Origin of the sequence: Rothia sp. P4278, from assembly GCF_048512945.1 — a bacterium.
Taxonomy (GTDB): domain Bacteria; phylum Actinomycetota; class Actinomycetes; order Actinomycetales; family Micrococcaceae; genus Rothia.
In genome coordinates this window covers 349,349-362,270 of sequence record NZ_JBLXXU010000002.1, presented here as the reverse complement: position 1 = coordinate 362,270, position 12,922 = coordinate 349,349, and the positions used below count along the sequence as shown (strand labels likewise).

Genomic DNA, 12,922 nt, shown 5'->3' with positions numbered 1-12,922 from the left:
AGTTAGCACTCAGAGGCTTGGACTGCTAAATCATGTGCTAGATTCTGCACCCGGGTGGCTCTGAGTAAAACACCTGAGCGATTTCTTGGTGAGGTCCTCCCCGTGCCGCCCCTATGGCGGCCCCGGTAGCGCCGTCCGTCGCGGGCACCGACTAATCGCGCTCACACCTAATGTTCCAGAAGGAGCGAAAGCCATATGGCAAAGCTGATTGCTTTTGATGAAGAAGCACGCCGCGGTCTTGAAAAGGGCCTCAACACCCTCGCAGACGCAGTAAAGGTAACTCTCGGCCCCCGCGGTCGTAACGTTGTCTTGGAGAAGGCCTGGGGCGCCCCCACCATCACCAACGATGGTGTTTCCATCGCCAAGGAAATCGAACTTGAAGACCCCTACGAGAAGATTGGCGCTGAGCTGGTCAAGGAGGTCGCAAAGAAGACTGACGACATTGCCGGTGACGGTACCACCACCGCAACCGTTCTAGCTCAGGCTCTCGTCCGCGAAGGCCTGCGCAATGTTGCCGCTGGCGCTGACCCCCTCTCCCTCAAGCGCGGTATCGAAAAGGCTGTAGAAGCTGTTACCGCTGAACTGCTCGCTTCTGCCAAGGAAGTTGAGACCGAAGAGGAAATCGCCGCAACCGCATCTATCTCCGCTGGTGACCCCGAAATCGGTAAGCTCATTGCCCAGGCTATGGAGAAGGTCGGCAAGGAAGGCGTTATCACAGTTGAAGAGTCCAATACTTTCGGCCTGACCCTTGAACTGACCGAGGGTATGCGCTTTGATAAGGGCTTCCTCTCTGGCTACTTCGTTACCGATGCTGACCGTCAGGAAGCTGTCCTTGAGGACCCCTACATCCTGATCGTTAGCTCCAAGATCTCCAACGTCAAGGACCTGGTTCCCGTTCTGGAGAAGGTCATGCAGGCCGGTAAGCCCCTGCTGATTGTTGCCGAGGATGTTGAGGGCGAAGCCCTGGCCCTGCTGGTTCTGAACAAGATGCGCGGCTCCATCAAGTCTGTTGCCGTTAAGGCTCCTGGCTTTGGCGACCGCCGGAAGGCTCAGCTGGCTGACATCGCTATTCTGACCGGTGGACAGGTTATTACCGAAGAGGTTGGCCTGTCACTTGATACCGCAACCATCGACCTGCTGGGCCAGGCCCGCAAGGTTGTTGTCACCAAGGACGAGACCACCATCATCGAAGGCGCAGGTGACCCTGAGGCCATCGAGGGCCGCGTTGCTCAGATCCGTGGCGAAATCGCTAACTCTGACTCTGACTACGACCGCGAGAAGCTGCAGGAGCGTCTGGCTAAGCTTGCCGGTGGTGTTGCTGTGCTCAAGGCCGGCGCTGCTACCGAGGTTGAGCTCAAGGAACGCAAGCATCGCATCGAGGACGCCGTCCGCAACGCTAAGGCCGCTGTTGAAGAGGGTATTGTTCCCGGCGGCGGTGTTGCCCTGATTCAGGCTGGCGTGAAGGCTTTTGAGAAGCTGGAACTGACCGGCGATGAGGCAACCGGTGCCAACATCGTCCGTGTTGCCATCGACGCTCCCCTCAAGCAGATTGCTTTCAATGCTGGCATGGAGCCCGGCGTCGTCGTCGATAAGGTCCGTCACCTCTCTGCTGGTACCGGCCTGAACGCCGCAACCGGTGAGTACGAGGACCTGATGGCCGCCGGTATTAACGACCCCGTAAAGGTCACCCGCTCAGCTCTTCAGAATGCAGCGTCAATTGCCGGTCTCTTCCTGACCACCGAGGCTGTTGTTGCCGATAAGCCTGAGCCTGCTGGTGTGGCACCGGCTGCCCCCGACATGGGTGGCATGGGCGGCATGATGTAGTCTGCCGCTTGCCTGGTAAGTAGCCGCTCTTTGAGCTGAGAACTCCGCCTGCCCCGTTTGGGGTGGGCGGAGTTCTCTTTTAAGGACGCTGACTAAAAAATGCAGATAAGGGTATTGTGGTTCACACTTATTGGGAGTATTCTTTAAATCACTTAAGAGGTTTCCTCTAAGTTTTACTCATCAGTCTCAAAGGCGAAACTGAAAGGTGTGAGGCTCATGGCCACGCTCGTGGATCTTGTTCTCTACGCAATTATCGTAGGCTTGCTGGCTCTCTTGCTGGGTGCCTACCTAGCAGATGGGTGGACCAAGCTGGAGAAGAAGAGCAATGAGGCCCTTCGCCAGGATGTTGCCTTTGGGACCGGTGGCTAAAAGTTAATAGTGATTGTGTTTTCCTTTTGAGCCGGCACCCCGGAACGGGGTGCCGGCTTTTATCTTCCGTTACCGCCTGCTTACAGGGGGCGGTAAGATAGTCACGCTATGCAATGCCACTATTACGATGCCAGCCTGTGCCGCTCCTGCTCACTAATTCTTACCCCTTACGCACAACAGCTTGAGGGGAAGCAGAGCGATGCCCGCAAACTGATGGCACCGTGGCCCGGTATCGAGTGGCTAGCACCGGTGGCGAGTGCTGAAACCGGGTTCAGGAACAAGGCTAAGCTGGTGGTGGGTGGAAGCGTTCAGGAACCAAGGCTCGGTATCTTGAGCCGGGACGGTGCGAGTGTAGACCTGAGCGACTGTCAGCTTTACACCGCACCTGTAGCAGATACATTCCCGGTGCTCAAGGAGCTAATTAGCCGGGCGGGGCTTACCCCCTATAGCGTTGCCCGGCGTAAGGGCGAGCTCAAAAATATTCTGGTGACGGCCTCTGAGGCCGGTGAGCTTCTCATTCGCTTTGTGCTTCGTTCCAAGAAACTACTGGTACCTATCCGGCGCGAGCTTGACTGGCTCCACACCCAGCTCCCTCAGCTCGCGGTTCTTAGTATTAACCTGCTCAGGGAACATATCGCCTTGGTGGAGGGCGACGAAGAAATCATCCTGAGCGAACGCCAGACCCTACCGATGCAGGTCAACGACCTAACGCTCCACCTACGCCCGCAGAGCTTCTTCCAGACCAATACAGCGGTCTCAGCAGCTCTCTACCGCCAGGGGCAGGAATGGGTAAAGGAGTCCCAGCCCAATACCCTCTGGGACCTCTACTGCGGTGTGGGCGGCTTTGCCCTCCACGCGGCGCAGGTCATGCCCGAAGAGGCCAAAGTTACCGGTATAGAAATCAGCCCTGAGGCTATCGAGTCAGCCCGCCGGGCGGTGGCCGAGTACGACCTAACCGGTATTGAGTTTTCCGCTCAGGATGCCAGGGCTTATGCTCTAGAAAGCGGTCAGGTACCCGACCTGCTGGTGCTTAACCCGCCCCGTCGCGGCCTTGGCCCTGAACTTTCGACCTGGATTGAGGCCAGCGGTATCGAGCGGGTTATTTACTCAAGCTGTAACCTAGCTACCATGGTTAAGGACCTGCACCAGATGCCTTCGATGCAAGCGGTCAAGGGCCGGGTTATGGACATGTTCCCCCACAGTAGCCACTACGAGACAATTGTGCTCTTGGAGCGCTATTCGCTCAGCTAGCATAGGCTTCAGAGAGCTCAGGCTGCACTGGTCAGGTCACCAAGAGCCTCACACTAGTAGGGGCAGAAATGAGCCAGGCCAGGCGTTTGACTCTTGGCAGTTTCTCTGACTGATTGACTAGAGGCTCCGATGAAGGTCTGTCTTTAAAGCGGGGGTGTGAGAGCCCGCTTGACCATATAGGGAGCGGTTACCTTCTGTGCTTCTAGATGGTGAGGTCCCTTACTAGCAACAGCTACGAGATGGGTGTCCTCGTAGACCTGCCAGGTAATCCAAAAAGGTACCGCTTCTGCCTGCTCCGGTAGGTAGGCTTTGGCACCTGCTGTGAGCCCGTGGACGCTACCGATATCGGTGGGTAGGGGCGGTAGCGCTAGCATCACCTGGTTAGGTTTAACAGATAGTCCGTGTCCGCTGGCCTTGAGAACTGCTTCTTTAGCGCACCAGAGCATCTGGCGTACCAGCCGGGCCTGATCCGGTAGGAGCGAATCCACGACACGTTTTTCGTAGTCAGCTAGTGCAATACGGTCAAAGCCGTCAAAGTAGTGGTCTCTTACCGTAATCAGGTCAATTCCAAGGGCAGTATCGGATGCTGAGTACACACCGGCTGCCAGGCCAAGGGCGCGCGCCATGTTCAGGTTTACTCCCTCAAGGCGGGGTTTTCCGTGGCTTGCTGACTTCAGGCAGAGATTGCAGGAGCGGTCTACGGGAATCTGTGAGGCTTCTGCATCCCTTACCCCGAGTACGGTAGCAGCGATACAGCGCATGAGGGTGTGCTGGGCCGCGTAGCTCATGGCCTCTTCGGGGCTTGCATACTCTGCGGCTCGCTTCTGCTCTGTCATACCGACGTAGGCCAGCCAGCTGACACCGTGCCCGCTCCGCAAGGTCTCCGGGGGCATCAGAAAGAGAGCCAGTCGGGTGTGACTTGCCCCGTCAACTATTGAAGCGTGAACCATGCTCCTATTCTAGCTGTGCCTACCCTCTTATAGCCGGGCGTAGAATGGAATGGCTAGTCCGTAGGAGGGTAGAGGAACCATGACCGAGAAAATAATTGCTGCTGCCGATGGATCTGCCCTGGGCAATCCCGGCCCCGCAGGCTGGGCCTGGTACATTGACGAAACCCGGTGGGCCGCCGGAGGGTGGGCTCACGGGACAAATAACATGGGTGAACTCAAAGCTGTTCTGGACCTCTTCGAGGCTACGGCGCACCTTCCTGAAACCCATCTGCACATTATCTGCGATAGCAAATACACCATTGATTCTATTAGCCGCTGGTTGCCGGGGTGGAAGAAGAAAGGCTGGAAGAAAGCGGACGGTAAGCAGGTACAGAATCTTGACCTCATGCAGGCACTGGATGCCGCCATTGAGGGCCGCTCCTATTCTTTTGAGTGGGTCAAGGGCCACACCGGCCACCCCCTCAATGAGGCGGCTGATCGGAGAGCTAATGAGGCTGCCCAAGCCTACCGCGATGGCGTGGAACCTCTGACCGGGCCTGGCTGGGGTAAGGGTGAGAGCTCGCAAGAGTTTCCTGATGACTCCGCGGCAGATACCCCTGACCCTGAGACTCTAGCGCCCACAGAGCAGGTAGCTGATGACGCGGTGGAAGAGGCCCGTAGCTGCGAACTGCAAACGCTGAACCCCTCAATCTATGGGTCTGAAAAGCTACTGGGCAGCTTGCTTCACCCGGAGCTAGCCTGGGTTGTTCCAACAGGCCAGGTAACTGACCGCGATACGGTCCTTCACTACCGTCTGCGTGCTTGTGCTAGTAGCGGGCCTGTCGAGGAAGTCTTGGCAACTGAGTTAGGTACTGAGGCAACCCTGCTAGTAACCAGAGTGCCTACGGATAAGGGCCTGCTGATCCGTTCAAGTACCTGGGTGCTTACTGGCGGTAGCTGGAAGCTCCGCTACCGCCAGGACACCCGAGCCTAGCCGACAAACATTGAGGCGTTAGCCAGTTCGGTATCGGAGTAGTTGATGCCGGCCCGTGATAGGGCCTCGTTGATTTGGGCAATGGACTCTTCGACTTGTCGCTGGGTATTGCGCCAGTTAGTTAGGACCCCCTGAAAGTTGGCAGAGGCTGAGCCGGTCCATGATCCCTGCAGATTCTGGAGGGAGGTGGTGAGCGCATTGACCTCTGAAACGATGGTATCTACCTGGCCGCGGGCTTGGGCTGACTTGCTGGCGATGAGGTCTGCATCGACGTTGAACTGTGCCATGGGAGGCTCTCCTTTTGCATAAAGATTGGGTCGTTGGCTACCGGTGCCGGTGTCTAACTGGCTACCGGTGTTTTGACACTAGCCCCCTCACCTGGCGCGGACTACCCCCGTGTGCTGGTGTGGAAAACCCCGGTTCGGGTGGGCCACCTAAACCGGGGTGTTTAACGTCAATCGTAAGCCCAAAATGATGTAAATGCGTCTGCAATATGAAGCTCGCCCGGCATTTATACACAAGTGTTCTCCCGGGGCAAGACCGCCTATTTTTGCCGGGCGAGAGCAACCGGGCCTGTATGGGTGCTGTACTGGGGGAGCCTGATAGTGAAAGTGGCACCGCCGCCTTCGGTTTCTTCAATACTGATTGAGCCATCGTGCTGGCTAACAATAGCCGCTACAATCGCCAGGCCCAGGCCAGTCCCGCCTGTCTCCCTGGTCCGGGAGGTATCTGCCCGGTAGAACCGTTCAAAGACGCGTTCGGCATCCTCACCGTGGATGCCCGGGCCGTGATCTCGCACCTGGAGCATGGAGGTCCAGCTACCGTCGATACCGGGAACAGAACCCACCGCTATTTCAATGGGGGAGCCGGCGGGCGTGTAACGCAGGGCATTGGTCATGAGGTTGGCTAGCACCTGGCGTAGCCGTTGCTCATCGCCCCAGACCAGGGCCGTAAGCGCCTCTGCGCCTTCGAGGCCGACTACCTCAATGGTTCGGTCGGGTTCAGAAGCAAAGGCGTCGTTGGCGGCATCCTGGGCTAATCTGAGCAGGTCTACCTGAGCGTTCTCTGTCACTCGCCGTTCGTCTAGCCGTGCCAGGGTCAGGAGATCTTCTACCAGCTGGCCCATGCGCTTTGACTCGGATTCAATCCGGTCCATAGCCATAGCAACAGCCTCGTCGTTAGGTAGCCCGCCCATACGGTAAAGCTCAGAGTAACCACGGATGGACACCAGTGGGGTTCTGAGCTCATGCGAGGCATCGCCTACAAAGCGCCTCATTTTAACTTCAGAGCGTTTTTGCGCGTCAAAGGCCTCCTCAATATGGGAGAGCATGGTGTTGAGTGAGGTAGTGAGATGGCCGATTTCGTTGTAGGGGCTGTAGTTCTCGATACGCTGAGAAAGATCGCCTGCCGCAATCTGGGCGGCGGTCTGTTCTACCCTTGCCAGCGGCTCAAAGGCTCGGGTGACAATGACCCAGGTCAGGGCTATGGAGGCAAGCAAAGTAGCCACGCCAAAGAGTAAGGTCAGGCCGCCTACGATGGCTACGGTCTGGTTGATCTGGGTGAGCGGCGCTGCAATGACCAGGGTCTGATGGGTCTCCTCCACAGGGAAAGCAATCAGGCGCCACTCGGTGTGCCCGCTTGACGAGCGGACCGTCAGCGCTGCCTTGTTGTATTTTTTGACGTTTTCAGCGGTCAGCCCAGAGATCAGGGGCGAGGAGGTTTCGTCGGCCAGAGTGGCTACCGGGCGCACAATCTTTCCGTCGCTATCAAGTAGGTAGGCCTCGTAGGGTATAAAAGTTCCCTCTGTTTGAGAGAGCTGCTGGTCTGCGTACACTGCGGTGACCAGGTAGCTGTAGCTGGCCTCAATCTCATCATCGAGCTGGTCCATCATCTTGGCTCGAATGGCAGAAATAGCGACCAGAGACATGACCGAAATGGCTAGGGCCAGGAGCATAGACGTTAAAAGCACCAACTGGGTCCGCAATGAAAGCGAACCCAGCCGGTGCACAGAGAGACGAGAGCGCAAACTCTTACCCCTTAATTTTTGTTAGCTGTCCGTAACAGGTAGCCCACGCCACGCTTGGTGTGAATGAGCGGGGGGAGCTCCGGATCGTTGTCAATTTTGCGGCGCAGGTAAGAGATGTAGGACTCCACGATAGAGGCGTCGCCGTTGAAGTCGTACTCCCACACATGGTCAAGAATCTGCGCTTTGGAGAGCACCCGGTTGGGGTTGAGCATCAGGTAGCGCAGCAGCTTGAATTCGGTGGGGGAGAGGTCGATTTCGCGGTCGCCACGGAAAACCTCGTGGGCATCGTCATCAAGAATTAGGTCATCAACCCGCAGGCGTGAATCTTCTTCGTGCTGGGGCTGAGTGCGTCGCAGCACGGCGCGGATCCGAGCTACCACTTCATCAAGGCTAAAGGGCTTAGTGACGTAGTCGTCACCGCCGACGGTAAGGCCGGTGACCTTGTCCTCGGTGTCGTCTTTAGCGGTGAGGAAGAGCACGGGAAAGAGGCGGCCGGAGCTACGCAGCTTACGGGTGACAGTAAAGCCATCCATATCAGGCAACATGACGTCAAGGACGGCCAGGTCGGGGGACTCAGTTTCGGCCTTATCAAGGGCTTCACGCCCGTTGGACGCCGTAACAACCTCAAAACCTGCAAAGCGCAGGGAAGTTGCCAGCAACTCTAAAATGTTGGGCTCGTCATCGACGACCAATAATTTTGCTTCAGGTTCTTTGATGTTCACAGTTCTATTGTGCGCTTATTACCTGTGCGCTACCTGTGCACAGCTGGGCGCTTTGCTGGGTATTAGGGAAAGGTTGGGTCTGATGCGCGCAGAAACGCGAGCCGAGAGGGACAGCTCTAGTCTAGCTTGTTCGGCGGCGAAGCAGAGTAAAGAAAAGAGCCGCTAATAAGGCCATAAAAGCGACCGGGAGCACCATCAGCGGGATAATACTCAGGATATGGGGAGCTGAGCCGGTCGCCCATTTAAGCAGAAGCATAGCCAGCCCAGAGATAGCACCCAGAATCATGAGGGCAAGAGAGCTCACCCCCAAAGAACGGATGGTCTTGCCGTAGGGGAGCTCGGGGGTTTCAGAAAAGTCAGAGTCCATACCCAATAAGGTATCAAGATTAGGCCGCCTCGGAGGGCACGTTCTGAGAAGGTAGTGGGAGGGAAACCCCACAACTCGCGCTAGCCTGCTTTAATAGAGGGTATGACTGAAGTGGTAAAAGACGGGCTCCAAGAAACCGGTAGCGATAAGTTCTTGCTACCCCCTGCCCCTGATTCTTCTGCGGAGCAGGGTTTAGGGCTTGAAAAGGACCAGGCACCGGCTCCCGAGCCGACCCTGGGCCTACCTACCCGCCGGCGTCGAACCAGCAAAGTTGATGCCGTCCTTGCCGCCGCTAAAGATGTAGCTCTTGCGGGGCTGGCTGACATTGCACCCGAAAACTCTATTGGCCCGGTCCACCACCTGCGCGGTGAAGAAGAGCGGCTCACCACCCACCTCTTTGAATGTGACCTCCCTGGCTACAGGGGCTGGTTCTGGTTTGCCACGCTCTCCCGCGCCCCGCGTTCTAAGGTCGCAACCGTCTGCGAAATTGGGCTGATACCGGGTGACGATGCTCTTCTTGCCCCTGCCTGGGTTCCCTGGGCTGACCGCCTGCGCCCCGAAGACCGCGAGGACCTTGATTACGATCAGGAAATACCCGAAGGCGACGCGGCAGACTTTGAGGGCGAATATGCCGAGAGTAAGTCAGCTTCAACCCCGGTGGCCGCTACCCAAGAATGAGTGGGCTGTTGCAATCAGGGCCTCCACCTGTGACCGGAAAGCCTAGAACTTTCCGGTCACTGTGGATTTTTAACTACCGAATCTGGTTTATCGGTGCCCTAATTTCTAATATCGGCACCTGGATGCAACGTACAGCCCAGGACTGGCTGGTTTTTAACGACCTGTCCAGCCATGACTCTACCCAGATGGGTATTGTGATAGCTCTCCAGTTCGCCCCACCGCTTTTGCTGTCCCCCTACGCCGGTGCACTAGCTGACCGGGGTAACCGCCGGAAAATTCTGATGTGGACCCAGGGCCTTATGGGGCTTCTTGCCCTCGGCCTGGGCCTACTGGTGCTCTCTGGGCATGTTGCTATCTGGCAGGTCTACCTTTTTGCGCTCGCCCTGGGCCTGGTTTCTACCCTTGACGCGCCGGTACGTTCCACCCTGGTTTCTGAATTGGTATCGGATAAAGACCTACCCAACGCCGTTGCCCTGAACTCCATGTCCTTTAACGTGGCGCGCATGATTGGCCCGGCCTTCGCCGGTTTGCTGGTGGTTCTTGTGGGTACGGGGCCGGTCTTCTTGATTAATACCTTCTCTTTTGCTGCCATGATGGCAGCTATTCTCGCTCTGCGTACCTCGGAGCTAAGGCCTCTGCCCCGTTCATCGGCGGCCCAGAGCCGTATTCGTGACGGCTTTGGCTACCTTAGGTGCCGCCCCGACATCGTTGTGGTGATGGTAGCGGCCTTCCTCATCGGCACTTTTGGCCTTAACACAGCCCTCAACATTGCTGCCATGGCAACCACCGAATTTGGGCAGGGTGCCGGGGAATTCGGTGTGCTGAACTCGGTGGTAGCTATCGGCTCGGTAGCCGGTACACTCTTAGCTGCTCGGCGAGATACCCCACGGATGCGGTTCATGTTCGCATCCTGCCTGGGGTTTGGCGTGGCTACAGCGCTCGCGGCGCTAGCTCCCAGTCTCTGGCTCTTTGCTCTGGCACTGATTCCTCTGGGGTTGATGGCGCTGACTATTATTACTTCTGCCAACGCCTATGTGCAGGTGACCACCGAGCCTGAAATGCGCGGGCGGGTTATGAGTATCTATATGGCTGTCTTTATTGGTGGAACCCCTATCGGTTCTCCCTTGGTGGGGCTGGTTAACGATATCTTTGGGGCGCGTTGGGGGCTGGGTGTGGCCTCTGCGTCGGGTTTCCTGGCCGCTCTCCTGGGGCTGGTATGGATTATGAAGTACCGGCACCTGCACCTGCGCTATGACCGCTCATTACCTACCCGCCTGGTTCTGCGCGCTCAGCAAAGCCCCGCTGCTGAGGGCACTGAGCCGCCGCCTGTGACAGCTGCAATTGATATCCAGGAGCCACGCTAGACTTTCACGTGGCATAAAAAGCCGCCCCGCACTGCCTCTAGGAGGTGAAACGGGGCGGCCCGGTCTTAAGGGCCGGAAGCTTTTTAGCCCGCGGTCTGCTCGACCAGGTAGTCGATACAGTTCAGCAAAGCTGATACATCGTCGGGGTCAATCGCGGTAAAGGTCGCAATGCGGAGCTGGTTGCGGCCCAGCTTGCGGTAGGGCTCGGTATCGACGATACCGTTAGCACGTAGCGCCTTAGCGATAGCTGCCGCGTCAATGCTGTTATCAAAGTCCACGGTGGTAATCACGTTTGAGCGCTCTGCCGGATTGGCTACAAAGGGGCTGGCAAAGTCTGACTCTTCTGCCCAGCGGTAGACTCTGCCTGCTGAGTCAGCGGTACGGGCCGATGCAAAGGCTAGACCGCCTTGTTCATTGAGCCACTTGAGCTGTTCGTTGAGCATGATCAGGGTGGCCAGTGCGGGGGTGTTGTAGGTTTGGTTCTTGCGTGAGTTATCGATAGCGGTTACCAGGTTGAGGGAGTCAGGAATCCAGCGGCCTGAGTCCTGAATCCGCTGTGCCCGTTCCAGGGCGGCGGGTGACCAGAGCCCCAACCAGAGGCCGCCGTCGGAGGCAAAGTTCTTCTGGGCTGAGAAATAATAGACATCAGCCTGCGAGATATCAAGGTCAAGGCCTCCTGCGGCGCTGGTTGCATCGATGAGAACCAGGGCGTTTTCACCGGCGCCTTGGGGGCGGCTGACGGGTGCGAAAACACCGGTTGAGGTTTCGTTGTGAGGCCAAGCGTATACATCAACACCTTCCTCAGCGTGGGCAACCGGCCTAGTTCCTGCAGGGCTGGTCAAGACGGTAGAGTCTGCCAGGAAAGGAGCGGCCTGGGTGGCGGCTGCGAACTTAGAGCCGAACTCACCAAAGGTGAGGTGCTGGGCTTTGTTCTCGATTAGCCCAAAGGTGGCGGCATCCCAGAAAGCAGTAGCTCCGCCGTTACCAAGAATTACCTCGTAGCCCTCGGGCGCAGAGTAGAAAGAACGCAGACCCTCACGGATTTCACTGACCAGGTTCTTGACAGGGGCCTGTCGGTGGGAGGTTCCCATAAGATGCTGGGCTGCCGCTTGAACAGCGGCAAGCTGTTCGGGGCGAACCTTTGAAGGGCCGGCACCAAAACGGCCATCGGCTGGGAGCATATGGGATGGAATGGTGGGGAAGTCGGTCACGGTGTCTCCTCGTAAAAAGTAGGGGCTAAGCGCAGATAGCGGATGCGTGGAAAGGGGGAGGGTGCTATCTGCTGTCCTACTCTTTCTATTGTGACGGTGATAGGGGTGCTTGTCGGCTAGGGCGGGGCAAGAACCGCAAAAGAGGGGCTGAAATTTACAGAGTGAGAAGTAAGAGGGTAGAACTGTGCAAACCTGATCGGGTAGGGTCACACCCAAAAGCCTGGGCACGGCATACAATTAATGATAATGACTGCACTGTTTGCCTAGCCCTAGCGGGGTGGGCTCGGAACGAGAGGAGAAGGCATGACTGACCTGATTGATACTACTGAGATGTATCTGCGAACTGTGCTCGAACTTGAAGAAGAGGGTATTACCCCTATGCGAGCTCGAATCGCCGAACGCCTTGAACACTCTGGGCCTACCGTCTCCCAGACTGTTGCCCGTATGGAACGACACGGCCTGTTGACTGTAGCGAGCGACCGTTCTCTTCAACTCACCGATGAAGGCCGCCACAAGGCTGTTGAGGTAATGCGTAAGCACCGTCTTGCTGAACGCCTACTGGCCGATGTGATTGGTTTAGAAATGGAGTACATCCACGAAGAAGCCTGCCGCTGGGAGCATGTGATGAGCGAGCGAGTGGAACGTCGTCTCCTGGAACTCCTCAACGAACCTAAGTTCTCGCCTTACGGTAATGCTATTCCTGGTTTGGAGGAGCTGGGTGCACAGAGCCAAGAGAACGATGGACGTACAGTCACCATGTCGATTGCGGCTAAAGATTCCGATGAGGATGACCGGTTTACCGTCTCTCGTCTGCCAGAGTTTATTCAGACAGATGTTGAGCTATTAAAGCGCTTAGGTGATGCAGGAATTGTCTACGGCGCAACTGTTTCTATTGTGGGGCGTAAGGACGGCTCCGTTCTGGTGCACGCCGATGGTGAAGATGAGTCCTTGATCCTGAACGCTGAGGTAGCAGAAGCTATCGTCGTCAAAAGGTAACATCTTGGTAACAGAAAAGAGGCTTGGGCGAGCGCCTAGGCCTCTTTTTTGTTATCAAACTGTTATATTCACTGCTTCCGGGAGGCGGTAGGGGGCACGGTGATGGGTCCTGGGGCCCTCAATAGTACCGTCCAGTGAAGTTTTTTAATTAAGTGGCGGGTTTCTCATTGGTGCCCCCTGATGGGAGGGTG

The 12,922-nt window shown here is 57.0% G+C and carries 13 protein-coding genes; 7 read left to right on the top strand and 6 right to left on the bottom strand.

Annotation, left to right across the window (positions count from 1 at the left end; translation table 11 throughout):
* The first annotated feature begins 195 nt into the window (after positions 1-195).
* The 3 genes from groL to rlmC all read left to right on the top strand — a co-directional run bounded on the left by groL (position 196) and on the right by rlmC (position 3,444).
* Entirely contained in the window at positions 196-1,824 is a 1,629-nt protein-coding gene (groL, locus tag ACN085_RS05740; RefSeq protein WP_419110872.1) for a chaperonin GroEL, read from the top strand.
* A 216-nt stretch (positions 1,825-2,040) separates the two neighbouring features.
* Entirely contained in the window at positions 2,041-2,193 is a 153-nt protein-coding gene (locus tag ACN085_RS05735) for a hypothetical protein (protein ID WP_419110871.1), read from the top strand.
* A gap of 108 nt (positions 2,194-2,301) precedes the next feature.
* Positions 2,302-3,444: a 23S rRNA (uracil(747)-C(5))-methyltransferase RlmC gene (gene rlmC / locus ACN085_RS05730; protein ID WP_419110870.1), complete on the top strand. Its 1,143-nt coding sequence runs from the start codon at positions 2,302-2,304 to the stop codon at positions 3,442-3,444.
* 143 nt (positions 3,445-3,587) lie between these two features.
* Here rlmC and ACN085_RS05725 read toward each other — a convergent pair whose 3' ends face one another.
* Complete coding sequence (locus tag ACN085_RS05725) at positions 3,588-4,394, bottom strand: 4'-phosphopantetheinyl transferase family protein (RefSeq protein ID WP_419110869.1); 807 nt, start codon at positions 4,392-4,394, stop codon at positions 3,588-3,590.
* Positions 4,395-4,473: 79 nt separating this feature from the next.
* On the opposite strand from ACN085_RS05725, the gene ACN085_RS05720 reads away from it, so the two are divergent.
* Entirely contained in the window at positions 4,474-5,367 is an 894-nt protein-coding gene (locus ACN085_RS05720; protein WP_419110868.1) for an RNase H family protein, read from the top strand.
* Here the strand turns inward: ACN085_RS05720 and ACN085_RS05715 are convergent.
* The 4 genes from ACN085_RS05715 to ACN085_RS05700 form a co-directional block, all read right to left on the bottom strand.
* Positions 5,364-5,654, bottom strand: a complete 291-nt coding sequence (locus tag ACN085_RS05715; RefSeq protein WP_419110867.1) for a WXG100 family type VII secretion target — start codon at positions 5,652-5,654, stop codon at positions 5,364-5,366. The genes ACN085_RS05720 and ACN085_RS05715 overlap by 4 nt on opposite strands.
* A 257-nt stretch (positions 5,655-5,911) precedes the next feature.
* On the bottom strand, positions 5,912-7,321 hold the full coding sequence (locus tag ACN085_RS05710; protein ID WP_419099444.1) for an ATP-binding protein: 1,410 nt from the start codon (positions 7,319-7,321) through the stop codon (positions 5,912-5,914).
* Between the two features lie 83 nt (positions 7,322-7,404).
* The gene (locus ACN085_RS05705; protein ID WP_419099119.1) at positions 7,405-8,115 is read right to left on the bottom strand and encodes a response regulator transcription factor; all 711 of its coding nucleotides are present in this window, start codon (positions 8,113-8,115) and stop codon (positions 7,405-7,407) included.
* A gap of 121 nt (positions 8,116-8,236) precedes the next feature.
* Positions 8,237-8,482: a hypothetical protein gene (locus ACN085_RS05700; protein ID WP_419099120.1), complete on the bottom strand. Its 246-nt coding sequence runs from the start codon at positions 8,480-8,482 to the stop codon at positions 8,237-8,239.
* A 102-nt stretch (positions 8,483-8,584) separates the two neighbouring features.
* Here ACN085_RS05700 and ACN085_RS05695 point away from each other — a divergent pair, with 102 nt between their 5' ends.
* Positions 8,585-9,160 (top strand): DUF3027 domain-containing protein, encoded by a 576-nt coding sequence (locus ACN085_RS05695; protein WP_419110866.1) that lies wholly within the window; start codon positions 8,585-8,587, stop codon positions 9,158-9,160.
* Between the two features lie 29 nt (positions 9,161-9,189).
* Positions 9,190-10,524 carry an MFS transporter gene (locus ACN085_RS05690; protein ID WP_419110865.1) on the top strand — a complete coding sequence of 445 codons (1,335 nt, stop codon included), beginning with the start codon at positions 9,190-9,192 and terminating at the stop codon, positions 10,522-10,524.
* An 83-nt stretch (positions 10,525-10,607) separates the two neighbouring features.
* On the opposite strand, the gene serC is transcribed toward ACN085_RS05690, so the two are convergent.
* Positions 10,608-11,705, bottom strand: coding sequence for a phosphoserine transaminase (gene serC, locus ACN085_RS05685; protein ID WP_419111049.1), 1,098 nt, complete (start codon positions 11,703-11,705; stop codon positions 10,608-10,610).
* A gap of 333 nt (positions 11,706-12,038) precedes the next feature.
* Here serC and ACN085_RS05680 point away from each other — a divergent pair, with 333 nt between their 5' ends.
* A complete protein-coding gene (locus ACN085_RS05680; protein ID WP_419099123.1) occupies positions 12,039-12,731 on the top strand; it encodes a metal-dependent transcriptional regulator in 693 nt (230 codons plus the stop codon).
* Positions 12,732-12,922 lie beyond the last annotated feature (191 nt).